At 55.4% G+C, this 24,662-nt stretch carries 20 protein-coding genes; 8 read left to right on the plus strand and 12 right to left on the minus strand.

The features are described 5' to 3' along the window. The first annotated feature begins 2 nt into the window (after window positions 1-2). Window positions 3-644, plus strand: a complete 642-nt coding sequence (gene nth, locus J1C54_RS10435; RefSeq protein ID WP_229147185.1) for an endonuclease III — start codon at window positions 3-5, stop codon at window positions 642-644. On the opposite strand, the gene J1C54_RS10440 is transcribed toward nth, so the two are convergent. From J1C54_RS10440 to J1C54_RS10460, 5 genes are all read right to left on the minus strand, one after another. Next, entirely contained in the window at window positions 645-1,709 is a 1,065-nt protein-coding gene (locus J1C54_RS10440; RefSeq protein WP_229147187.1) for a succinylglutamate desuccinylase/aspartoacylase family protein, read from the minus strand. It lies immediately after the preceding gene. After that, window positions 1,706-2,614, minus strand: a complete 909-nt coding sequence (gene rimK, locus J1C54_RS10445; protein WP_229147188.1) for a 30S ribosomal protein S6--L-glutamate ligase — start codon at window positions 2,612-2,614, stop codon at window positions 1,706-1,708. The genes J1C54_RS10440 and rimK overlap by 4 nt, the downstream gene beginning before the upstream one ends. A gap of 2 nt (window positions 2,615-2,616) precedes the next feature. After that, the gene (locus tag J1C54_RS10450; protein ID WP_229147189.1) at window positions 2,617-3,051 is read right to left on the minus strand and encodes an ATP-dependent zinc protease; all 435 of its coding nucleotides are present in this window, start codon (window positions 3,049-3,051) and stop codon (window positions 2,617-2,619) included. Between the two features lie 64 nt (window positions 3,052-3,115). Beyond that, window positions 3,116-3,502 carry a lactoylglutathione lyase gene (gene gloA / locus J1C54_RS10455; protein ID WP_229147190.1) on the minus strand — a complete coding sequence of 129 codons (387 nt, stop codon included), beginning with the start codon at window positions 3,500-3,502 and terminating at the stop codon, window positions 3,116-3,118. A gap of 86 nt (window positions 3,503-3,588) precedes the next feature. Next, complete coding sequence (locus tag J1C54_RS10460) at window positions 3,589-4,809, minus strand: argininosuccinate synthase (RefSeq protein ID WP_229147192.1); 1,221 nt, start codon at window positions 4,807-4,809, stop codon at window positions 3,589-3,591. 131 nt (window positions 4,810-4,940) lie between these two features. Here J1C54_RS10460 and rnt point away from each other — a divergent pair, with 131 nt between their 5' ends. Further along, a complete protein-coding gene (rnt, locus tag J1C54_RS10465) occupies window positions 4,941-5,654 on the plus strand; it encodes a ribonuclease T (RefSeq protein WP_229147193.1) in 714 nt (237 codons plus the stop codon). Window positions 5,655-5,792: 138 nt separating this feature from the next. Continuing rightward, a complete protein-coding gene (locus tag J1C54_RS10470; RefSeq protein WP_229147194.1) occupies window positions 5,793-8,435 on the plus strand; it encodes a serine/threonine-protein kinase in 2,643 nt (880 codons plus the stop codon). Between the two features lie 46 nt (window positions 8,436-8,481). On the opposite strand, the gene grxD is transcribed toward J1C54_RS10470, so the two are convergent. Beyond that, window positions 8,482-8,811, minus strand: coding sequence for a Grx4 family monothiol glutaredoxin (grxD, locus tag J1C54_RS10475; RefSeq protein WP_229147195.1), 330 nt, complete (start codon window positions 8,809-8,811; stop codon window positions 8,482-8,484). 100 nt (window positions 8,812-8,911) lie between these two features. Next, entirely contained in the window at window positions 8,912-11,014 is a 2,103-nt protein-coding gene (locus J1C54_RS10480; RefSeq protein ID WP_229147196.1) for a TonB-dependent receptor domain-containing protein, read from the minus strand. A 291-nt stretch (window positions 11,015-11,305) separates the two neighbouring features. On the opposite strand from J1C54_RS10480, the gene J1C54_RS10485 reads away from it, so the two are divergent. Genes J1C54_RS10485 through J1C54_RS10495 form a run of 3 tightly spaced genes read left to right on the plus strand, consistent with a single transcriptional unit; the run spans window position 11,306 to window position 14,459 of the window. Next, window positions 11,306-12,511: an aspartate aminotransferase family protein gene (locus tag J1C54_RS10485; protein WP_229147197.1), complete on the plus strand. Its 1,206-nt coding sequence runs from the start codon at window positions 11,306-11,308 to the stop codon at window positions 12,509-12,511. Beyond that, entirely contained in the window at window positions 12,508-13,413 is a 906-nt protein-coding gene (argF, locus tag J1C54_RS10490) for an ornithine carbamoyltransferase (RefSeq protein ID WP_229147200.1), read from the plus strand. Before J1C54_RS10485 ends, argF begins: the two co-directional genes overlap by 4 nt. After that, a complete protein-coding gene (locus tag J1C54_RS10495) occupies window positions 13,410-14,459 on the plus strand; it encodes an ABC transporter ATP-binding protein (RefSeq protein WP_229147202.1) in 1,050 nt (349 codons plus the stop codon). Before argF ends, J1C54_RS10495 begins: the two co-directional genes overlap by 4 nt. Window positions 14,460-14,485: 26 nt before the next feature. Here the strand turns inward: J1C54_RS10495 and J1C54_RS10500 are convergent, their stop codons facing one another. Together J1C54_RS10500 and J1C54_RS10505 are read right to left on the minus strand one after the other, a co-directional pair. Next, window positions 14,486-15,043: an HNH endonuclease gene (locus J1C54_RS10500; protein ID WP_229147205.1), complete on the minus strand. Its 558-nt coding sequence runs from the start codon at window positions 15,041-15,043 to the stop codon at window positions 14,486-14,488. A gap of 68 nt (window positions 15,044-15,111) precedes the next feature. After that, window positions 15,112-15,717, minus strand: a complete 606-nt coding sequence (locus J1C54_RS10505) for a DUF3047 domain-containing protein (RefSeq protein ID WP_229147207.1) — start codon at window positions 15,715-15,717, stop codon at window positions 15,112-15,114. A gap of 100 nt (window positions 15,718-15,817) precedes the next feature. Between J1C54_RS10505 and J1C54_RS10510 the strand changes: the two genes are divergently transcribed. After that, window positions 15,818-17,419: a GMC family oxidoreductase gene (locus J1C54_RS10510; protein ID WP_229147210.1), complete on the plus strand. Its 1,602-nt coding sequence runs from the start codon at window positions 15,818-15,820 to the stop codon at window positions 17,417-17,419. 62 nt (window positions 17,420-17,481) lie between these two features. Here J1C54_RS10510 and J1C54_RS10515 read toward each other — a convergent pair whose 3' ends face one another. Both J1C54_RS10515 and J1C54_RS10520 read right to left on the minus strand, forming a co-directional pair. Then, window positions 17,482-18,855, minus strand: coding sequence for a DegQ family serine endoprotease (locus J1C54_RS10515; protein WP_229147213.1), 1,374 nt, complete (start codon window positions 18,853-18,855; stop codon window positions 17,482-17,484). Between the two features lie 75 nt (window positions 18,856-18,930). Continuing rightward, window positions 18,931-19,620, minus strand: a complete 690-nt coding sequence (locus J1C54_RS10520) for a methyltransferase (RefSeq protein ID WP_229147214.1) — start codon at window positions 19,618-19,620, stop codon at window positions 18,931-18,933. Window positions 19,621-19,700: 80 nt separating this feature from the next. Here J1C54_RS10520 and J1C54_RS10525 point away from each other — a divergent pair, with 80 nt between their 5' ends. Beyond that, window positions 19,701-21,644, plus strand: a complete 1,944-nt coding sequence (locus J1C54_RS10525) for a hypothetical protein (protein WP_229147215.1) — start codon at window positions 19,701-19,703, stop codon at window positions 21,642-21,644. On the opposite strand, the gene J1C54_RS10530 is transcribed toward J1C54_RS10525, so the two are convergent. Further along, on the minus strand, window positions 21,615-24,662 hold the full coding sequence (locus tag J1C54_RS10530; protein ID WP_370635649.1) for an efflux RND transporter permease subunit: 3,048 nt from the start codon (window positions 24,660-24,662) through the stop codon (window positions 21,615-21,617). The genes J1C54_RS10525 and J1C54_RS10530 overlap by 30 nt on opposite strands.

The raw sequence follows: 24,662 nt of genomic DNA on the forward strand, positions 1-24,662 counted from the left end.
CGATGAACCGCGCCAAAAGAACAGAAATCTTTGCCCGGCTGCGCGATCACAACCCGGCGCCAAGGACAGAGCTGAACTACTCCACACCCTTTGAGCTGCTGGTGGCTGTTACGCTATCAGCTCAGGCAACAGACGTGGGAGTCAATAAGGCGACTGCAAAGCTGTTTCCCGTGGCCAATACCCCGGAGAAGATTTTTGCCCTCGGCGTGGATGGGTTGAAGCAGTACATCAAGACCATCGGCCTGTTCAACTCCAAGGCCGAGAATGTGATCAAGGCCTGCCGCATCCTTATCGACAAGCACAACAGTGAAGTACCCCAGGATCGTGAATCCCTGGAGGCTCTACCAGGGGTCGGTAGAAAAACCGCCAATGTGGTGCTGAACACTGCATTTGGTCAGCCCACCATTGCCGTGGACACCCATATTTTTCGGGTTTCAAACAGAACGAAAATTGCACCCGGCAAAAACGTCCTGGAAGTGGAGCGGCGTCTGGAGCGGGTAATCCCTGAAGAGTTCAAGCTTGATGCACATCATTGGCTAATCCTCCATGGACGCTACACCTGTGTAGCACGCAAACCAAAGTGTGGCAGCTGCATCATCGAAGATCTGTGCGAGTACCCGCCAAGCAAGCGCCCCGATTACTGATCAGGGCGCAATCGGCGGTTCCGTTGATGTCCCCAGTGTTACCCCTTCAAGAATATCGGCAGCAAAAGCCTGTACTTGTTCAGCAACCTCTTTTACCTCTTCAAAACGGGCAATGTGGAACAGGGCCTCACCTTCATTGACCAACGGCAGATTATCTCGGCCCACCAAAATACCGGCACAGGGTGCCAGGATTTGCATTTCATCACTGGAAAATGGGCTGCTAATCCTGCCCAGCAGCTGATCTTTCTTAATCCGGTCACCCAAGGCCACCAACGAACGAAAGACCCCATCACGCTCCGCACGCACCCAAAGCGAACTACGCGCCACCGACGGCTCTACCAAAGGATGAGGCTTGCGCGCTGGAGCCACCATGCTGAGATGACGCATAACATTGATCACCCCCCGGACACCGGCGCGAATGCTTGCCTCATCAAAACGTAGTGCCTCACCTGCCTCATAGGTAATTACCGGAATGTTCTGGGCTTCCGCCACTTCCCGCAGAGTACCGTCACGCAGCACCGAGTTAAGGATTAGTGGCACACCAAAAGCCTGAGCCATCTCAGCCGTTGCACTACTATCCAGGTTGGCCCGAATCTGCGGCAGATTACTGCGATAAACCGCCCCAGTGTGTAGGTCGATGGCATGCGTGCAGCGGTCCAGAATCTGGTTCTTGAACAACCAGGCCATACGCGCACCAAGGCTGCCAGTCTCTGAGCCGGGGAAACAGCGGTTAAGGTCACGCCGATCTGGCAAGTAGCGAGATTTGTGGATAAAACCAAAAACGTTGACCACGGGCACAGCCACCAGAGTGCCACGCAGATTCCGCAGACTTTGCGACTGCAGCACTCGGCGAATAATTTCCACACCATTTAGCTCATCGCCATGAATGGCAGCACAGACCAGCAATACCGGCCCCGGGCGGCGGCCATGCACCACATGCACAGGAATATTGAGAGGCGTATTGGTATAGAGCTGCGCCGCTGGCATTTCAACTACCGTACGCCGGCCCGGCGCCACGCTAACACCAGCAAGCTCGAATGGAACAGCAACTTCCTCGGCACTCATCCACGGCTTCCTTTAGTACGCGTCCGGTGCGGACGGGCATTGCGCTCAGCAAACTTGATAATCAAACCAGCCACGTCCTTGGCGGTCGCTTTCTCTATACCTTCCAGTCCTGGCGATGAATTAACCTCCATCACCAATGGTCCACGCTCCGAGCGAAGAATATCCACACCGGCCACATTCAAGCCCATTACCTGCGCGGCCCGCACCGCGGTAGCCCGCTCTTCCGGCGTGATACGAATAAGACTGGCGCTGCCACCCCGATGCAAGTTGGAACGGAACTCTCCTTCCTTGGCCTGGCGCTTCATAGCAGCAACCACTTTGCCATCTACCACAAAGCAGCGGATATCCGCGCCGCCTGCTTCCTTAATATATTCCTGCACCATGATATTGGCAGACAGGCCCATAAAGGCCTCAATCACCGACTCGGCCGCCTGGCGAGTTTCCGCCAGCACTACACCAATACCCTGAGTACCCTCAAGCAGCTTAATCACCAACGGCGCACCACCGACCATATTAACCAGATCGGGAATATCATCCGGCGCATTAGCAAAGCCAGTCACTGGCATACCAATCCCTTTACGAGCCAAAAGCTGTAGAGAGCGGAGCTTGTCTCTGGAACGCGTAATGGCTACGGATTCGTTTACCGGGAAGACACCCATCATCTCAAACTGGCGTAAAACTGCCGTGCCATAAAAAGTCACCGACGCACCGATGCGAGGAATAACCACATCAAAATCTTCCAGCACTTGTCCACGATAGTGAATCTCTGGCTTGTGCGAGGCCATACTCATATAGCAGCGCAACGTATCAATGACATGCACTTCATGACCCGCCGCCTGTCCTGCCTCGACCAACCGTCGAGTGGAATACAAATTTTTGTTACGCGATAAAATAGCAATCTTCATGGTCAACTCTTGTGATGCTTTCTACGTCCCAGCAGAAAGGATTCATTAGGATCTACCCGCAGGCCCGTCATCGCAGTGCGCCCAAGCAACATGCGAAATTTCATATTCTCTCTATCCGTCAGGGTAATCTCGATAGGCCACTGGTGAGCACCAATAACCACATCACTGCGAATCACTATACGCTCTTCCGTGTGGCCACCGGAATCAGTCACTTGACGGCGCGCCAGAACCGGACAGCTGCATTCATTCACCAATTCCGTGTTCTTTTGTAATGGGTGTATTCGGAACCGCACCCACTCCTGACCATCCTCAAAATAGGTTTTTACTTCGAAGGCATGCAAAGCCGAAGTACGTGCACCGGTATCGACCTTAACCTTGATGTGCTCTATGCCAAGCGCAGGCAGGCTTGCCCACTCCCGCCAACCGATTGTCTGCATGCTTTACTTCCTGACGAAAAATATTGGCTCTGATACCCACAGCGCCTGTTTAACAAAGTCAGCCTTAGTGCTTTTCTCCGAGCAACTCGATCTTGTAACCATCTGGATCTTCCACAAATGCCAAAACGGTGCTGCCATGTTTCATAGGGCCGGGCTCGCGAGTAATCCTGCCACCTTTTTCTCGAATTCGATCACAGGCGGCATAAACATCTTCTACGGCCAGCGCCACATGGCCATAGCCTGTGCCGAGATCATAATGCTTGGTATCCCAGTTATACGTCAGCTCAATAGCCGCCCCCTCAGACTCATCCTGATAGCTGACAAAAGCCAGGGTGAAGCGACCCTCCGGGAAATCCTTGCGGCGTAGCAAACGCATGCCCAGCACTTCCGTATAGAAAGCAATGGAACGATCCAGATCACCCACTCTCAGCATGGTGTGAAGAATGCGCATACAGCCATCTCCTCAATTCAGACGCACAAACGAAAACGCCCGACTAGCGTCGGGCGTCCTGAAGCAAACGTCAAGCAAAGCCCGCGTTACTGCATGCGACGGCCCTTCTTGGCAGCAATGCGCAAGCGCAGGGCGTTCAGACGGATAAAGCCTTCGGCATCCTTCTGGTCATAGGCGCCGGCATCATCTTCAAAGGTGGCAATCGAGGGATCAAACAGACTGTCATCAGAGCGACGACCAACCACGATGACATTACCCTTATACAGCTTCACTCGCACTTCGCCGTTTACATATTCCTGGGTCGCATCAATCAGCTGCTGCATGGCCAAACGCTCTGGCGACCACCAGTAACCGTTATAAACCAGCTCCGCGTACTTGGGCATGATGCTGTCTTTCAAGTGAGCAGACTCACGATCCAGCGTCAGCGACTCAATAGCACGGTGGGCGCGGAGCATTACCGTACCGGCAGGGGTTTCATAGCAGCCACGGGACTTCATACCAACGTAGCGGTTTTCTACCAGATCAAGACGACCGATACCGTTGGCACCGGCCACCTTATTTAGCTGCTCCAAAACCTGCGCAGCACTGGTGGGCTTGCCATCAATAGCAACGATATCACCCTTCTGGTAAGTCAACGTTACGTAAGTTGGTTGGTCCGGTGCAGCTTCCGGGCTAACGCTCCAACGCCACATATCTTCTTCCGGCTCCCACCACGGGTCTTCCAGATTGCCGCCTTCATAGGAGATATGCAGCAAATTGGCATCCATCGAGTACGGTGACTTCTTCTTATTCTTGGCAAAGTCCACGGGGATATTGTGGTTTTCACAGTAATCCATGAGCTTTTCACGGGAAGTCAGATCCCATTCGCGCCACGGTGCAATCACTTTGACCCCTGGCTTAAGGGCGTAGCCACCCAACTCAAAACGGACCTGATCATTGCCCTTGCCGGTGGCCCCATGGGAAATGGCATCAGCACCGGTTTCATTAGCGATTTCGATCAGGCGCTTGGCAATCAACGGCCGGGCAATGGAAGTCCCCAGCAGGTACTCGCCCTCATAAACAGTATTGGCGCGGAACATGGGGAACACGAAGTCGCGGGCAAACTCCTCGCGCAAATCCTCGATATAAATCTCCTTCACCCCCATCGCCTGAGCCTTGGCCCGAGCCGGCTCGACCTCCTCGCCCTGACCGATATCAGCCGTAAATGTAACCACCTCGCACTGATAGGTTTCCTGCAGCCAGCGGACGATGACAGAGGTATCGAGACCTCCGGAATAGGCCAGAACCACCTTCTTGATATCGGACATGCAGCACCCCGTGGTGAGAATTCGGTTTAACAGGGCGCGTATTGTAGGGGGCCAGCGCCCAGTTATCCATGCACCGGCGTTTTTCTCGCAGGCCGGGATCGGTTAGCATGAGCGCCCTGACTGGAGCCCCCATGAATGACCGTAATAGTTCGCTAGCTGCCCGCTTCCGTGGCTTCCTACCCGTGGTGGTGGATGTGGAAACCGGCGGATTCAACCACCGAACCGATGCACTGCTGGAAATTGCTGCCGTTCTGGTGGAGATGGACGAAGACGGCAAACTGCAGCCGGGCCGCTACTATCACTACCATGTGGAGCCATTTCACGGCGCCAATCTTGAACCCGCAGCGCTGGAATTCACTGGCATTGACCCTCACAACCCGCTGCGCGGGGCGGTACCGGAAAGTGTCGCCATAAACAATATCTTTGATGCCGTACGCGAGGCATTGCGCGCTCAGGGCTGCAACCGGGCTGTGCTGGTTGGTCATAACGCCTTTTTCGACAGTGATTTCGTTAAGGCCGCTGCCGGCCGCATCAATCACAAACGCAACCCCTTCCATCCTTTCTCCTGCTTCGATACCGCTTCTCTGGCGGGTCTGGCGTTCGGCCAGACGGTGCTGGCCAAGGCCTGTGAAATGGCCGGCATTCCCTTTAGCCAGCGCGAAGCCCACTCGGCACTTTACGACGCCCAGCGCACTGCCGAACTGTTCTGCACCATTGTTAATCACTGGCACACTCTTGGTGGCTGGCCTCCGGTGCCCCCGTCCGAGATGCCACCAACGCTGGCGAAAAATCCAGTCAGTATCCGTGATGATGATATGGACTTTAGTAAGGAGTTCGGTCTCTAACAGAACTACCGCAGCATTCGAGAAGGTCTTGCATGTTCACGAAGCGGCATTAGACTGCCATTATCGCAGGGGGCTCGTCAGGGCAATAACAAGGACTAAGGAATAACTACGGCCGCATGGTGCGGTGGGGTGAGGGACATGCTGAATCTGCCCGGGTACAAGGTTCACGGGGAAATCGGGGTTGGGGGACAGGCCAGAATCTATCTGGCCACTCAGGAGTCATTTGGCCGCAAAGTTGCTATCAAAGTGTTGCTGCCACAGATTGCCGAGAACAAGGAGTTCGTAGAGCGCTTCCTGCGCGAAGCCAAGACCGTTGCCAGCATGGGCCACCCGCACATCATTCCGGTTTATGATTTCGGCAAGGTTGACGACAGCTACTACATGATCATGGAGTACCTGCCCTGCGGTGACCTTAAAGCCCGTATCAAGGCCGGACTGAAAGAAGAAGAGTGCCTGAATATCCTCGCTCAGCTGGGCGATGCCCTGCATCTGGTCCACGAGAAGGGCTTCGTCCATCGCGACATCAAGCCAGACAACGTCATGTTTCGCGAGGACGGCTCGGCGGTCCTGACCGACTTTGGCATCGCTCGCCTGCAAAATGGTGCCGATCAGGTGACTATGGTCGGTCAGGTACTTGGCACCCCAAGCTACATGAGCCCGGAACAGATTCAGGGCCGTCAGCTGGATGGTCGCGCCGATATCTACTCCCTTGGCATCATGTTCTACGAGATGCTGGCGCGACGAGTGCCTTACGAGCACGCGGACTACACCACTCTCGCAGTAATGCACTGCAAGGACCCTATTCCGAATCTCCCTGGGCGATTCCGTCGTTACCAGCGACTGTTTGAACGGATGGTGGAGAAAGAGGCTGAAAAGCGCTTTGCCTCCGCACAGGAACTGGCGCAGGTGCTTCGCGAGATTCTGACCGGCAAAAAAGACCCCGAATCGATTGTCAGCTCTGCATCAGTGGCACTGAAAGCTCAGGCCCAGATGAGCGAACAGAAGTCCCGACCGGCGCCGACCGTCGGCGGCAGCTTGCTATCTGTAGCCGACCACAGGCTGTCGCGCGAAACATCCATTGAGCTGCGAGAGCTCGACCCGCTTTTCGATCCCGACTGGTATCAGAAAGTAGTAGCACTTTTCAAAACCATGACGGCGCCACAGCGTAGCTATGCGTTCTCCAACTACCTTTCTGAAAAGGGGATTACCCACGACAAGGAATCGAAGCGCCTTGTTTTTGAGGGTCGCCCGAGTGTCGCCGGCTTAAGCACCAGCATTTCAAGCGCAGCCCTGCAACAAGTAGTCGCCAAGCTGCTCAAGGCCGAGGAAATGCTACGCACCACCCGCGACCCTCAGGCTTTTGCTGACCTGATGGAAAGCAGTATCAGCATCATTGACAACTTTGATGTTCAGGAAAACCTTACCCTGCAGAAAGGGAAGAAGGCAGTGCGTCAGGCGCTGCTGGATGATCTGGTATTGATTGTTCGTGGCAGTGAGTTTCAGGTTGCAGAGAACCGCCGCGGCCTGACCAGCGATATCATCCGCTACTACTTCGCTCACGTTTACCTTAAACAGATGATGCAGGGCTATCGCTTCCGCAGCACGCCCCTTTCCGCTCTGGACAATGATTCACAGGAGCTGATACGCGAACACGTGGCCAAAGAAGCCAGAGTGCGTCAATGCGATGTTATCCGCACCGAGAAGGCCTGGTTCATGGTCGGTCCGGTACGCAACTTTGGCCAGAATCCATTTTCTGCCCGGCGCTTCCTGAATGAAGAGTCAGCAATGGGGGGCAAAGTCGTCTATTTCAACGTGGTCGCCATACCTGCAGTTCAGATCCGCAATGAAAAGCTGATAGAACATCTGAAATGGAGTATCAGCAGGATCGTAACCCTGCAGCGCCAGCTTAGCCCGGGAATCACTGAGCTGGTGGAGGAAATGGAGAAGGCCTACTCCGAAAAGCTCGGCCCCATACTGAGAAGAGAAATTAGCGCCGACGGCACGGAGCTCGAGGCAGCAATTGCAGAGAAAATCCTGCAGTACGAGCAGGCTCTGACGGTACAGATTCTTGCCAAGATTCCTAAAGCCCTTAAAGAGATGGCGCAAACCAGAGACGACTTCGAATACCTGTTTCACCACCTGCGGCAGTTCATTATCCAGCTGGCATGTGAAGTCCGCGACTTCAGCAGCCAGTTCGCCGCAACCTTCAGTACCGCCGCCCAGGATCTGGATCTGAAGATGATGGCGTATCTGTCACTGATGGACAAACGCAGAGACACACTGTTTGTTCCGGGTGGTGCGCAGCGTGCAGATCCATTGCTTGATCCGGAAATGCTTTATTCAGAATTCAAGAAGATTCTGGATGCTTACACGCCGGCCATGGAGGATATGAAGGATCAGCTCCGCGATGCGGTGATGGATGTCAACAAAGAACGAGGAGCAGTAGTCACCTGGCTGGAGAAAATACTCAAGATTGATCAGCGCCGAGTGACCCCGGAAATGGTCCAGCGGGACATGGATAAGTTGCGCAAGAAATGTCTGGTCGACGTGATCAGGATTTGCAAGCGCTATCCTAAAATCACCATTTACATTGAGCTGGAAGGCCTTAACGACGTTGACACCAGTGTGCGCCACTACGCGCTGCCCGCAGGTCAGGACGGGGTTGGGCAGCTGCCCAAAATAATTCGTCTGTATGAGGACAGCGGCGTCTTCAATCCGGACGAAATCATTGAGCAAATCAACTTCAATATTCTCAATCCAAAACGGAAAGAGTTCTCCTAGCAGCCTTGGATAGAGGTCATCACCGCAACGGTGATGACCTTTGCTATCACTGTTCCGACTGGGCGCTTGCTGCGGCCTCAACCATCTCGGCTAACTGGCCACTACGGTGCATCTCCAGCAGGATATCACTACCTCCAACCAGCTCACCCTTGACCCACAGCTGGGGGAAAGTCGGCCAGTTACCATACTGTGGCAGGTTCGCGCGGATTTCCGGAGCCTCAAGGATATTCACATAGGCGAACGGCTGACCAACGGAAGTCATCACCTCCACCGCCCGGGCAGAAAAGCCACACTGGGGAAACTGCGGCGTACCCTTCATGTAAAGAATGACCGGGTTGCCTTCAATCTGCTCTTTGATGACTTGCATGATGTCCATGGGGGTCTCCTAATGGGGGGCCGGGGGCAGCGATTGTAGCATTGAACCGCTGCGCCTGCCGCTGCCTCCCGTGACTGCAAAGGCAGCAACCGGCCACCCCTCAGAAACGATAGCGGAAGCCTGCCTCAACGCTACGCTCCGGGCCAACATATATACCCTGACGCAAACTGGCGATGTATCTCTCGTCGGTCAGGTTCTTGACCGACCCAAACAGCTCCAGATCGGCAGTGGCCTGATAGCGAGCACTCAGATCTGCCGTTGCATAGGCCTCCACCTGGCCGGTGAAGAAGCCAGAGGTATTTTCCTGAATGGCCTTGGTGTTGTCCGTGTCGGTGTACTGCGAGCCGGTGTAGTTCGCGCTAAGCAAGGTTCTCAGGTTGCCCGCCGTGTAGCCAAGCACCAGATTGGCAACCAGCTCCGGCGCATAGGTGACACGATTACCGTCCGGGATATCAATGGTGATACCGTCTGGCTCAAAACGGGTACCAACAAACTCGGCCACCGGCACCCAGGTAGCATTTGCCTCGACACTGAAGCCACCATTGAACTGATAACCTACCCCACCCTCCAGGCCCTGGTGCAATGTCTTGCCGCCATTGGTGTTCTGGAAAACGCTGGTGCTGTTAGCCGGAATGATTTGATTATCAAAATCCATACGAAAGGCAGCCATTTCATAACTCCATGCACCATCGCGACCACGCAGGCCCACTTCCACATTGATGGAACGCTCTGCTTCCAGATCCTGATCCTGTAGACCATCCAAGGCATCGCCATTGAGCGCCGGAGCGAAAGCCTTGTATACGCCGCCAAACAGCTGCACAGATGAATTCATCTGGAATGTAGCGCCCAAACCGGGGATCACTTCCGTATTCGAGGTACTGGCACTGTCCGGCACTCGCAGATCCTTGCGAGACTGCTGGTAGTGCTCCACCCGCACCCCCGGAGTTACGGACAGGCGATCCGACATATCGAAACGGTTTTGGGCAAAAATTGCGTAGCTATCTGCCGAATCAACCCGATCACGGTTAATTGTCCCGGTACGAGGCGTGGCACGAGTAGCACCGATGGTCTGGTCATGCATGGTCTCGACCATGTAGCGAAGGCCCACTTCTGCCTCGCCGTTTATCCCAAACATTTGATTCAGCACGGTTATACGGGTTTCGGCCCCCTTGCGCTCAAATGCACGGTTATTGCCATTCAGGTTATTGGTATACACCCAGCGGCCGGCACTGACCGAGGCAGGGTTATCCGTGGCATAGCGCCAGTAGTCCCGGTACATCTCGCTCCAGTAGAGCAGAGTGTTAACCCTTACCGTGGCACTGACATCCCATGCATGGTTCAGATCGAATGACGTACGGCCAGTAAGGAACCAATCATCCGGGGCCGGGTTGTAGGTTTTGCCTGCTTTGTAATCATCAAGGAACAGACCCCGGTAGGAAATATTGGCGTCGTTCTCATAATGGCTGAACTTGACGCCGACCCATTGATCCTCACCTATTGCACTGCCGGCTTTGATCATCGCATCGGACATGTCATAGCCCTTACCCATAAAGCCATCACTTTTAGCCGTACTTAGCACAGCACCGAATATGCCATCACCGGAGGGGGCAGTGCCTCCCAGCTCCACCATATTCTTGTATGTGTCCCACGATCCCACACTGCTTTCCAACACCACCCCATCCGCTGGCTGCTTGGTGCGATAGTTGATCACACCACCAATGGTGCTCGGGCCATAACGCAGCGATGAAGCCCCCTTGAGCACTTCGATGTTGTCGATGCGCTGGATGCGAGGGTTGTAGTAACGGCCGTTACCGACGAACAGGCCCGGCGCCACAGGTACACCGTCTTCCAGTACCAATGTTTTGTAGTCAGCTGAGCTGAGGCCGCGAACACCGATGTTAACTACCACTGCGGTCTCTTCTTCCTGCTTGATGTACACACCCGGCACACTGCGCAGGGCCTCTTCCGTGGACTTGGGCTGGGTTTTGTCCATTTCCTCTCGGCTTATCTGAGCAACGGCCCCCGGCTGGCGCGCCGCCTGTTGCTCGGTTGCCCCGGTTACTATCACTTCCGGCAGGCGAGCGCCCCCTACCTCATCCTCCGCCAATGCCGGGGCCGTGGCAGCGCAGGACAGCGCCACAGCCGCCACCATCAATGCTCGGCGGGCCGAAAAAACAGAACCCTCAGTAACCACCCTATTCATGCTTTTTACTCCCCATATGATGACCAGATTCGGCGAGCCGCGCCGGATGGGCGGCAGCCAGAACCCGCGATTGATTGGCGGGCATCCTAATCAATCGACAATCTTAATGCAAACCATTCTCATTTGTATTCAGTAAAATCTTTCCTGACACTCCCCCAGCACCGCGATTACCGGCGCAGGGCAGAGTTGGCGGGCATTGCAGCCCCGAAATCAGGAAGCTATCATCCGTCCTCCCCCGGCAGCTCTGGCTGCCGTTTTTCGTTTCAGGACGGAGTCGTCCCGGAGCCGGTGATGAGTGATACGACGAAAACACCCGATCAGTACCTGATGCCTACCTACGCTCGCCAGCCAGTGATGTTCCACCGTGGCGAGGGCTGCTGGTTATTTGACGACGCAGGCAATCGCTGGCTCGACGCAGTCGCGGGCATTGCGGTTTGCAATCTGGGCCACTGCCACCCGGCGATCACCGCAGCGATCTCCCAGCAAGCCGCCACCCTGGTGCACACATCGAACCTTTACCGAGTCGAACGTCAGGAAGCGCTGGCAGAAAAGCTTTGCCAAGCGGCAGGTATGGAAAAGGTTTTCTTCTCCAATTCCGGTGCTGAAGCGAATGAAGCGGCCATCAAACTGGCCCGTTTACACGGCCACAGCAAAAACATTGAAGTGCCATACATCATCGTTATGGAAAACGCTTTCCATGGCCGCACCATGGCGACGCTGACCGCCACCGGCAACCGTAAAGCGCAGGCTGGTTTTGAACCGCTGGTACAGGGTTTTATCCGGGTACCATTCAATGACCTTGATACGGTACGCAAGGTTGCTGCAAGCAACCGGCAGATTGCTGCCGTGCTGGTCGAACCGGTGCAGGGCGAAGGAGGCATTCATGTGCCGACCACGAATTACCTGCAAGAGCTACGGCAAATTTGCGATCAGCATGACTGGCTGCTGATGCTCGATGAAATTCAGACCGGCAACGGCCGCACCGGCAGTTACTTTGCCTATCAACAAATGGCTGTGCTGCCCGATGTAGTAACCACTGCGAAAGGTCTGGGAAATGGCTTCCCGATTGGTGCATGCCTCACGCAGGGAAAGGCCGCAGCCCTTTTTGGCCCAGGCAGCCATGGCAGCACCTATGGCGGCAACCCGCTCGGCTGCGCTGTCGGTTGCGCCGTGGTCGACACTCTGGGTAATGGTGTCATTGCCCAAGTCCAGTCCCGCGGTGAATACCTGCGTGGTGCACTACGCAAACAGTTTGCTGACCTGGACATGGTCCGGGAGGTGCGTGGCCTGGGCCTTATGACAGGCATCCAGTTTGATCGCGACTGTCCAGAGCTAGTCGCGCTGGCCCGTGAGCGCGGCCTGCTGATCAATGTCACTGCAGGTAGTGTGGTCCGCCTGGTGCCTCCCTTGATTATCAGCGAAGCGGAAATTGACGAACTGGTATCACGCCTCAATGATTCCGTCCGCGCATTTGTTAACCAACAGGAGGCCGCATGAGCGTGCGCCACTTTCTAACTTTGCTGGATCTGACTCCGGCCGAGCTGAACACGCTGATTTCCCGTGCCATTGAACTGAAGGGCATGCAGAAGCGGGGCGAGCGCCACGATATTTTTCGCGGTAAAACGCTGGGCATGATTTTTGAAAAGTCCTCGACTCGCACCCGCGTGTCTTTTGAAGTGGCTATGACCCAATTTGGTGGCGACAGCATATTCCTGTCACCGCGAGATACTCAGCTTGGCCGTGGCGAGCCGATCGAAGATGCCGCCCGGGTTCTTTCACGGATGGTGGACGCTGTCATGATCCGCACATTTGCTCATCAGACCGTGGAAACTTTTGCTGCCCACTCGGCAGTGCCGGTAATCAATGCCCTAACGGATGATTTTCATCCCTGCCAACTGCTCGCCGATGTACAAACCTTTGTAGAGCATCGCGGCAGCATTCAGGGCAAGCGTGTTGCCTGGATCGGCGATGGCAACAACATGTGCAATAGCTATATCAATGCCGCCCGCCAGTTTGATTTTGAGCTGGTGGTCAGCTGCCCGGAGGGCTTTGAGCCGCGTGCTGACCTGGTTGAGCGCGAGCGTGGCCGCGTGATCATCGAGCGCGATCCCGGCAAAGCCGCTGAAGGCGCGCATCTGTTGGTCACCGATGTCTGGGCCTCTATGGGGCAGGAGGAAGAGCAGGCCGCACGGGAAAGTGCGTTCGCTGATTATCAGGTCAATACAGCCCTGATGGACCGCGCATGCAAAGATGCCTTGTTCATGCACTGCCTGCCGGCGCACCGCGGAGAAGAGGTGAGCCACGAACTTATGGACGACCCACGTGCAGTAGTCTGGGATGAAGCCGAGAACCGACTGCATGCGCAAAAGGCTCTGCTTGAGTTTCTCCTGAACCAATGACAACTGCGCTGCTGACACTGGATCACATCGCCTGCCGTTACGATAACGAGCAGGTGGTGAGGGACATCAGTTTCTCACTGGATTCGGGACAGATCGCCTGTCTGCTGGGACCATCCGGCTGCGGCAAAACCACCACCCTGCGAGCCATTGCTGGTCTTGAACCACTGACCGATGGGCGCATCATGATTGCCGGTCAGGAAGCATCCAGGCCCGGGCGGACTCTGGCACCAGAGAAGCGCGGTCTGGGCATGGTGTTTCAGGAACACGCGCTGTTCCCGCATCTTAGCGTTGCCGACAACGTGGCCTTCGCACTGCGCAAGCTGTCATCCCATGAGCGCCAACAGCGGGTACGCGAATGCCTCGCCATGGTCCGCCTGGATGATCTTGGTGGACGTTTCCCCCACGAGTTATCAGGTGGGCAACAACAGCGCGTAGCACTGGCCCGAGCATTAGCTCCACGGCCCCGCCTGATGCTGCTGGACGAGCCCTTCGCCAGTCTTGACCTGGATTTGCGCCGGCAGCTTAACCGCGAGCTACTAGGCATTCTGAAACTGGAAGGCATCACCGCAGTGATGGTCACGCACGATCAGGAAGAGGCCTTTGCCATGGCAAGCCATATTGCCATCCTGCGGGCCGGCGAGCTGGTGCAGTGGGACTCGCCCTATCGTATCTACCACTCCCCCGGGAATCGCTTTGTCGCCGAATTTGCCGGTCAGGGTGCTTTTCTTGAAGGTAAAGTGATCGCCGGTAGCGAGGTCTCAACGGTTGTTGGCCAGCTGGCCTCAGACCAGCCTCTGTCATTGCCAGCAGGAGCAGATGTAGACGTTCTGTTGCGTCCGGAAGATATCGTACCGGATGTTGACGGCCCCATTGCCACCCGGGTTTTAGAGCGCACCTTCACCGGCGCCAATATTCTTTATCGGCTTGGTCTGGCTAACGGTGAACACCTCACCTGCCTGACTGGCAGCCATGTGGATCTGGCAGTGGGCCGTGAATGCCGGGTACAGATAGCGGCCAAACATCTGGTGGTATTTTCGCGCAGCTAGAATCTTTCACCGTCCGGTTTGAAAAGTCACAGCCAGCGGCTGTTACGCGAGAACTGTCCGCGTAGAAACTCCATCTGATCGCCACGAATCCGCGCACTATTTATCAACGCCAAATACTCGGCCATGTTTGGCACATAGGGCAGCGCCAATAATTCCATATTGCACTCCTCTGGCCGCCGATTGCCTTTGTGCTGATTACAGCGCCGGCACGCCGCCACCACATTCAGCCAGCTATCACGCCCACCTCTGGACACCGGAATAATATGGTCGCGGGTCAGATCATGGTCACTAAAGCGGTTACCGCAATACATACAGACATGCTGCTCTCTGCGAAACAGGGCACGGTTGGTCAAAGGGGGATGACTACGAGGATGGGGGTTGGGCCGGCCATTGCAGGCCACGATTGAATGCAACTTTAATGATGAACGCTGCCCGGTGGCACGGCACAAGCCACCTTGTAACTGATAGACCACCTCACCCAAAGTCCAGGTCACCATGCCACGAGCATACAACACCGCAGCCGACTGCCAATCAAGCCATTGAACCGGCTTGCCAGTGATATCCAGACGCAAAATGCGATCCATATAACACCCTCAATCACATCGGATTGGGCAAATAATAAACAGCAATTCCATGACCGGCACAACCGCACTCAACGAAATTGTGGTAGCCGGTAGCAAGCAGTGGCCTGACCGGCACTATTATCAGAGTCGGTCATCACCGCCACTGCGTCGACTTTCTCCACTTCCATATCGTGGTAACGGCGAAAGTCTGCAGCCACGTCCCGCTGAAAAGACTGCCATTGACCCAACCCCTCGTCGCCAGTCTGAACCACCACCATAATGGCGTTACTGACAAAGGGGTTCGGCCAGTGGCTGCCAACCGGGTGCTGGCGCGACCAGACATAATTAATCGCCTTGGTCTGCCACGGAAAGAAACCCTCCTTGATCACGTATACCCGGGCCAGATAATCATCCCCGGCCTTGTCTTTCTCCCCTGCCTTTGGCCGCGGTGTCAGTGGTTGATCTGCCTGCCAACTCCAGCTCAGCAAAGGTCGCTGCTTCAGGGTCGACTCGACCGCTTGAATTAGCCCCGAAGCGCTACTCTGGGCCTGTGCCAAAACGCAGTCTGGCTGCTGGCTGTAGCGGGTTTGCCCCTGAAAACGGATCTCCTGCCACCCTTCAATGGGCGACGCCTCCCAGCGAGCCAATGCCGGCTGGGTAAAAATGGCCGTGATCAGTAGCAGTAATCTTGTCATTGAGCGACGTCTCATCGTTGATTGTGAGGAAACCCTTCTGAATTACCCCTTAATTTGCCTACAATGCACCACCTGACTCCTGATGTATCGGAACCCTGACATGCAATATGACTATTTGATCGTTGGTGGCGGCTCCGCCGGCTGCGTACTAGCCAACCGTCTTTCAGCTAATCCCGCTACCCGAGTATGCCTGCTGGAAGCCGGCCCTGATGACAATAGTCTGCTGGTGCGTATGCCCGCTGGCATCATAGCCCTGATGCGCTCCAAAAAGCGCAACTGGCGCTATAACTCAGTACCACAGAAAGCGTTAAACAACCGTCAAGTATACGTGCCCCGTGGTAAGACGCTGGGCGGCTCCAGTGCAGTCAACGCCATGTGCTACACCCGTGGCCATCCCTGGGACTATGATCACTGGGCGTCATTGGGTAACACTGGCTGGAGCTGGGATGAGGTGTTGCCACTGTTCCGCCGCGCAGAGAATAACGAGCGTGGCGCAGATACTTTTCACGGCGTTGATGGCCCGCTCAATATTGCCGACCTGCGCTTTCATCACCCGGTGAGCGCTGCCTTTATCGAAGCGGCTGGTGAGGCAGGATTCCCAAAGTCGAAAGAACTGAATAACGATATTCAGGAGGGTGTCGGCCTGTTCCAGGTCAACCAGAAAAATGGTGAGCGCTGGAGTGTCGCGGCCGGCTATCTGCACCCGGTAATGGGCCGCCCCAACCTGACGGTTATTACTAATGCCCGCGCTACCCGCGTGCTGTTTGATGGCAAGCGGGCTATCGGTGTTGAGTATCGTCAGGGGCGTAAGACCGTGCGAGTTGAGGCAGCGGAAACCATTCTTTCAGGAGGTGCAATCAACTCCCCCCAGCTGCTGCTACTTTCGGGCGTAGGGGCCAAAGCAGACCTTGAGCCGCACGGCATCAAGCAGATACATGAACTGCCCGGCGTTGGTAAAAACCTGCAGGACCACCCAGATGCACTGGTAGTGACTCGCTCAAAGCGCAGCGATACCCTCAGTCTTGGCCCCATAGGCCTGCCAGCGGCGATCAAGGGTGTGTTCGATTTTCTGACCAAGAGACAGGGCAGCCTGACTTCCAATGTTGCGGAATCCGGCGGCTTTATCAAATCCAGCCCTGAGGAAGAAATTCCTGATCTACAGTTACACCTGACCGCCGCACTGCTGGATAACCACGGCCTCAATCTGGGCTTTAGTTTCGGATTCGGCTACTCCGCCCATGTGTGCATTCTGCGCCCCAAAGCACGCGGCAGCATTACCTTGCAAAGCGCGGACCCCATGGCAGATGCGCTGATTGACCCCAACCTGCTCGGCCACCCGGACGATATGGAGGGCATGGTTCGCGGCATCAAGCATGTGCGCAACATACTTTCCCAAGCATCACTGGAGCCATGGCGTGGGGAAGAAATCTTCCCCAGCGCAGCCCTGCAGAGCGACGAGGAAATTCGCGCATTCCTGCGCGCCAAGTGCGACAACATTTATCACCCGGTGGGCAGTTGCAAGATGGGCGTGGATGACATGGCCGTAGTTGCACCAGACAGTATGCGGGTGCACGGGCTGGAAGGCTTGCGCGTGGTGGACGCGTCCATTATGCCGACTCTGATCGGCGGAAACACCAACGCACCCACCGTGATGATTGCGGAAAAGGCTTCTGATCTGATTCTTGGAAAACCGGCGGCCTGAACACGCCTGCAAAAAACTGCACGGGCCCGCTGGATAAACTGCCAGCGGGCCCGTGTATCAAGTCACCGAATCACCACGAAGAACATGCCTCCGTTCCGATTCAAACGCAGTAAAATAGCTGCCTCCTTGTCCGGAATAGCGGCGCGCATCTGTTCCATGTTGGCAATATCTTTACGGTTAGCATTGATGATCACATCACCGGGCCGCAACCCTGCCCGAGCCGCCGCACTGCCACGCTCAACAGACTCCACCAGCACGCCCTTATCGGCATGACCAAGCTCGCCGCTGCGCAAGTCACGGACACTGGCACCCTTTAAATAGACCGACAGCGATCCGCCGTCCGCAGTGGTAAGTTTGGTCTCGCGAATCACCGCGGTGATGTCTCGTTTCTTGCCATCTCGCACCACCGTCAGAGTGATACGATCGCCCACTGGTGACATGCCCACCTTGTTACGCAGGTCCGCCACCCGGCGCACCGGACGACCATCTACCTCCACCACCACATCCCCGGCCTTGAGACCTGCCTTCTCGGCGGTGCTGTCTTCAACGATCTGGGTAATCACCACACCATGCTGGTCCTTGCTAACGCCGAAGGCCTCAGCGAGCTCCGCAGTAAGATCCTGAATATTAACGCCGAGCGACCCGCGACGTACCTCACCGTGCTCAATCAGCTGGGCCATAATAATCGACACCATCTCCGTGGGAATGGCAAAGCCGATACCCACATTGCCCCCAGCCGGGGCAATAATTGCGGTATTGATACCCACCAGCTCCCCACGCAGGTTGACCAATGCGCCACCGGAATTACCCGGGTTAATGGAAGCATCAGTCTGGATGTAATTTTCATAACCATCTATACGCAGACCTGTACGGCCCAACGCGGAGACAATACCCGAGGTCACCGTATGACCAAGGCTAAACGGATTGCCGATGGCGACCACAAAGTCTCCCACCCGCAGAGTCGAAGAGTCGGCAATCTGCATCTGCACCAGATCTTCGGCCGGCACCTTTAGCACCGCCAGATCAACCTCGGTGTCAGTTCCTACAAGTTCCGCTTCCAGAGTTCGACCATCAATCAGAGTAATCTCTATCTGCTCCGCATTACGCACAACATGGGCATTAGTCAGGACATAGCCCTGCTTCGCATCAACAATCACCCCCGAGCCTGCGCTGGCGGTGCGACGTTCCTGCGGGACATCCGGCATATTAAAAAAGCGCCGAAAGAAAGGATCTTCCATTAGTGGATTCTGAGCCCTGACCCGTCCATGGGTGGCGATATTCACCACTGCTGGAATGGCCCGGTCAAGCATCGGCGCCAAAGAAGGCAGCGGCTCCCCGGTCGCTAGCGCGCCAGGCAGGGCCGCAGAGGCAGCAGCTGCTTGAAACAGCAGCCAGACCGCTGCCAACAGAATTGCAGCATGACGTTGTGACTTCATGATCAGCATATCTCCTTATCAAAAAGCGGAACGAGCAGTTCGACTAGCACTGTAGCCATCGGTTCAACCTGCAAGTCAGGAAAGTCGAGATTGATACACAGTAACCTGATTGAACTGGCTGGACTCCCCCAGATCCGGCCATGTTACTGCGCTGAACCTGCTGACCTGCTGGTAGCCCGGAGACGACAGGTTGCGCACCCGGGAGTCGGCCAGTAACACCCAAGGCGCCACCTGCAATACTTTCAGCATCGGCAGGTTGTCCCGGTCATAGAGAATATCCGCCGCCGTCACCAGATCTGCCTGGGGCAGACAGGCATGCAGGTCGTCACTAAGCTCAACAGCTAAAGACAGTGCCCGAGCATTCATGGTCACCGCCAGCAATGCTTGCGGATCAATATCGCAGGCAATCACCCGACCGGCGCCTGCCAAAGCTGCAGCCAAGGCCACCACCCCGGAACCGGGCCCCACATCCACCACCGTACGACCCCTAACCTGATCAGCATGATCGAGCAACCAGCGGGCCAATACCTGTCCACTGGCCCAGCAAAAACTCCAGTAGGGAGGTGTTTCCATCAATGCCCCGGCAACACTGGCTTCCAGCCTCTGGCCGGCTTGGATATCCGCCAGCAGCCATAGCGGCAATTCTGGGATTAGCGGCGGAGCCTGCCGGCGCAGCGTCGCCTCAGGCAATAGCTGGCGCAGCTCCGCCTGCAATTGCGCCCGAACATCACCGGCGCTGGGGTCTATGCTGCGCTCACCGCTCATGTACACTCAGTCATCCTTTGTTCTCCAAGTCTGCTATGGGCCTGGATGAACAGACAATCAAGGCAGGGAGAATAACAAAAATGCGGTTATGGAGTGCAGCGTGTCTGTGTCTGCTCGCCTGCCTGTGTACCACTGGCAGGGCAGAACAGAAGCCGGAACCTATAGTCCCGCTGGCGGACCGCTTTTTTGACACCTTCATGGAGTTTTACCGCAACGACCCAAGCGCCCTGACCCGCTACCCTGGCGGCCTGCGCAACATCACTGCCGAGCAGTTGCACCGGGCAGTGATCAGTCTGGACACCACTCACTTCACCTATCTTTACCCAATGACCATGCGCGGCCACGAGCTACCGGCGGTGCGTGGCACCCCCATACGACGACTATCTCTGATGGCGGTACGCGGTGATAAGCTGATTCCTATCCCATTCCAGATTGACGAATTTGATCGTACCGGACTGATCTGGATTGAGGGTGCCAACAAGGCTCCCGCGGAAGGCGAGCCAAACACCTTTGATGATTTTGATGAGCTGGTATTTATGTTTCGCGACGGCGGACAGCTCACCTACGATCCGAACCAGCATGGACGGGTCGAGGGCCGTGTATTACATGAAATTAGACTTGATTCACCGCGTAATAATCCACGCTATGTCTACCTGATGCTGGACAACCCGGAGCGCTCTGAGGCGGACTATGTGCAGGCGGACCTGGACAGTGGCCGGCTCGACACAACAGTCATGGAAATGAGCTATAACCCGAAGAACCTTATCGAAATTGAACATATTGCCAGCAAGGTCGGGGCTCACCACAGCGTTAACGTATTCGACAGCGTTTATCTCAACATCAGCACAGGCATCCTTAACCAGAACGTACGCATGAGCCTGGAAGGCGGCAAAAATATCCGCGCCGTACCTATCGCGGTCAAAGATGGTCCAATTCGGGCCAGCCTGCTGATACGCACGCGCGTCTGGTATTTGTATCTACCCACATTCTTCAACCAACAGTTCACCGTACATTTCTATGAGCAAGGCATCATGGTGCCAAGCCGCTTTGCTATCGATGGCATGCGTACACTGCGCTATTTTCTTATGTTCCTGCGCGAGCCACGCATTGAACTGAGCTTTGACTTCCACAACCTGGATGGAGCACGAGTCACTTTTGACAGCGTGTTCAAACAGGATAAGGACCGTGGCGTGGTCGATGGGGAAATGAGCGAATTTGAGCAGCGCATGGCAGCAACCCGGTTGCCGGGAGACTGGGTACATATGGACTCCAATCGTGGCTGGGAAATGTTTTTTGCCAATCATATGCCCGTTGTTGAGAATGGTCTTTTCGATTCCTTTCTGGACGGCATGAGTCTGTCCATGTTGTATCGGGATGATCACGCTGCGACCTTACCCCATGAGCGCTTTCCCGGTGCCACGCCACGCTTCGGCTTTACCAGCAGTGGTTTGCCTCACTATGTCATTGACCTTCTGGGAGCAATGCCAAAGCTGGACTTTTCTGACGTCGAAACTCTTGGCGAAGCTATTATCCTGCTTGCCGACAAGGACTCACAAAGCGAAAGTAAATTGCATGCCTATGACCGGGTCGCCAGCAAGGTACTCAGCAAACTGCGCGATCAGGGCCGCATTACCAATGCTGCCGAATTGGCTGATGCGTTTATTGCGGATATGGACAGAATGCGATTCACAGGGCTGCCACGGGAAACTCTGAATGGTCTGATAAGGGATGCCATTATTGAAACGGTTGAAGACCCTGGCGATGTGCGCCACGGCCAGATACTGGCGGAAATGGTTCGGCTTGCAGAAAGCCGCAACATAGATATTGCGGCACTTCGTTATGGCTCCATGGACAATACCCTGTGGCTGCCAGACTGGGTTGGCGAGGGCGGACCAGCAGACTTCCACTGGCAAGTGAAAAACCCGCCCAGCCATGTGGTGCGGCCATGGATTGAGCCACAAAAATCAATACCAGCTGATGATCAGGGCCGCCCTCTACCGGGCAACCCTGATTCTGAAAAGTAGTGCATACAAAACCGGCACTGCGGCCATGGTCAGCACTGTTGCAAAGGCAAGGCCCGCCATGATGGTAATTGCCATGCTGGCAAAGAAAGCATCAGAGATCAGCGGGATCATGCCAAGAATCGTAGTCAGTGCGGCCAGAAAAACCGGCCGCAGACGACTAACGCTGGCATCAATCAATGCCTCTGGCTGTGGTTTTCCATCTCGCTCCTGAGCCTCGATTTCATCCACCAGAACGATGGCATTTTTCATCAGCATCCCGGATAGACTCAGGAAGCCAAGTAGTGCCATAAAGGTAAAAGGTTGACCAGTAATCAACAGCCCCGCCGTGACGCCGCAGATTGACATGGGCACCACCAGCCAGATCACCATGGTCTGGCGAACTTTGCTAAACAGCAGTATGGAGATCACCAGCATTATCAGAAACCCCAATGGAACCTGGGTTGCCAGCGCCTGTTGCGCCTCCCGCGCGCCCTCATACTCACCGCCCCACTCCAGCACATAGCCATCCGGAAGACTGATTGCTTCAACATCCTTGCGCAGAGCTCGCAGGGCCTGATCAGCGGTCAGATCCCCCACGGGGTCGGCCTGAACCTTCAACGCCCGTAGCCTATCGCGGCGGTGGATCAAGGACTCTTCGGTCTCCACACCGAAGCCGCTGACTACCTGACTAACCGGCACATAGGCCTGCTCCGCACTGCTCCACATCAACCGGTCTGCCAACCGACTGACGCTGCTGCGCTCCTGCTCCGGCGGCCGGACAATAATCGGAATCTGACTATCACTCTCTCGATAGACCCCGGCCCGCACTCCGGTGGAAGCAAATAACGAAGCTGTTGCCACATCACTACGACCGACGCCCGCTATGCGACCTCGCTCTTCGTCATAGTGTGGGACGATAACCATTTCCTGCTGACGCCAATCTGTACGAACATCATGTACCACACCACTTTGCGCAAATACCTGCCTGGCCTGCTCACCCAGACTGCGCAACAGCGCCGGATCAGACCCCTTAAAACGCGCCTCAACTTTGGCACCACCACCCGGTCCGAACATCAGTCGCTGCGGATAGATCTCCACATCCGGGAAATGCTTTGGCAACTCGCTACGCAAATCTGCTATCAAGTCATCGATCAGATCGCGCTTGGACACCCTGATAATCAGTTGCCCATAGGCCGGGTTCGGCAGCTCGGGCTCATAGGTGAGCATAAAGCGACTACCGCCCTGACCAACGAAGCCAGTGACCGCTTCTATCTGTTCATACTTCTGTAAATAGTTTTCCATGTCGCGCAATCGCTCAGCGGTGAGCTGGATATCCGAGCCCTGCCGCAACATTACGTTCAGGTAAAACATTGGTGTGTTGGAGGGAGGGAAAAACGCATGGCGAAGAAAACCAAAACCCACCACCGACAGCACCGTGATTAGCACCAGAACCATAAGAGTGCGGCCACGGTTACGTAGAATTTCCACCAGCACGTTGCGATACTTGACATAGATTGAGTGGGCGTAAGGATCTTCCCCTTCGTTGTACTGATGGCCATCGAAAAGATAGTGCCCCATCAGTGGCGTTACGGTAATCGCCAACAGCCAGGAAAGCAGCAGTGAAATAGTAATCACCGCAAATAATGAAAACAGAAACTCCCCGGTAACATCCGAAGACAGACCGATCCCGGAAAATGCCATAATGCCGATGACGGTCGCGCCAAGCAGCGGAATCTGAGTACGGGCACTGGCATCACTGGCCGAGTCCCGGGCCAACTGCCCGCGCTGAATACCAATCAGCATTCCCTCAGCAATAACGATGGCATTGTCCACCAACATGCCCATGGCAATAATCAGCGCACCCAGAGATATTCTCTCCATCTCAATACCAAATATGCGCATGAAAAATACGGTGCCTAGCACTGTTAGTAGCAAAGTGGCCCCCACCACCATGCCCACGCGCCAACCCATAGTGAGGCATAACACTGAAATAACGATAACTACAGACTGCGCCAGACTGACCAGAAAGCTGTTAATGGCTCTATCCACCACCACATGCTGTTCATAGATTGGCTCGATAGTTACACCAATCGGCACATTATGTTTAAGCTTTTCCAGGTGGGCGCTAACCGCATTGCCCACCTCAACAATATTTGCCTCCTGAAGACCGGCCACGGCCAGAGTAAATGCCGGTAGCCCATTGTGCATTATCAGGTTGTCTGGCGTATCTGTAGTGCCACGCTGAACCGTCGCCACATCCACCAAACTGATCTGTTCGGTAGTGCCTGGACGGCCGATACGTAGCGATTCAATACTGGCCACAGAATCAAAGCCAGGACGGGCGGAAATTCTCAGACGACGCCCATCCACGGTAATGGCACCGCCATCCTGCACCCGATTCTCGGTTTGCAGACTATTCAGCACCACTTCCAGCGGTAGACCAAGACTAACCAAACGCTCCTCGGAAATTTCCACGTAGATGACTTCTTCGGGCTCACCGGAAGTAGTCACCTTGGAAACATTCGGCACCGTAAGTAATTCTCGACGCAAGAATCTGGATAGCTCACGAATTTCAGCGTCACTAAACTCTGGCGCTGTGACGGCATAGAAAATTCCAAATACATCGCCGTAGTCATCCTGCACCATAGACTGCATGGCGGCAGGGGGCAGACTTCTTTGCGCATCACTGACCTTGCGCCGCAGTTCATCCCACACCTGCGGTAGAGCATGGCCATCATAGGTATTCTTGATTTCTACCTTGATGATCGACTCACCGGGACGGGATCGGGAAGTCAGTCTTTTCAACTGTGGTAACTGCTGGATTGCAGACTCCAGTGGCTCAGTGATTTCTGCTTCGACCTCCGCCGCTGAGGCACCGGGATATGGCGTAATCACAAGTGCCATCTTGATAGCAAACGCCGGGTCTTCCAGACGGCCGATGCCGTTAATGCCCCACCAGCCCCCTAAAAGACAGGCCAGAATAATTAGCCAAGTGTTGATCGGGCGATCTATGGAGGCGCGCGCAATATCCACCGACAT

This window comes from Alcanivorax sp. 1008 (assembly GCF_020667895.1).
GTDB lineage: Bacteria > Pseudomonadota > Gammaproteobacteria > Pseudomonadales > Alcanivoracaceae > PGZG01.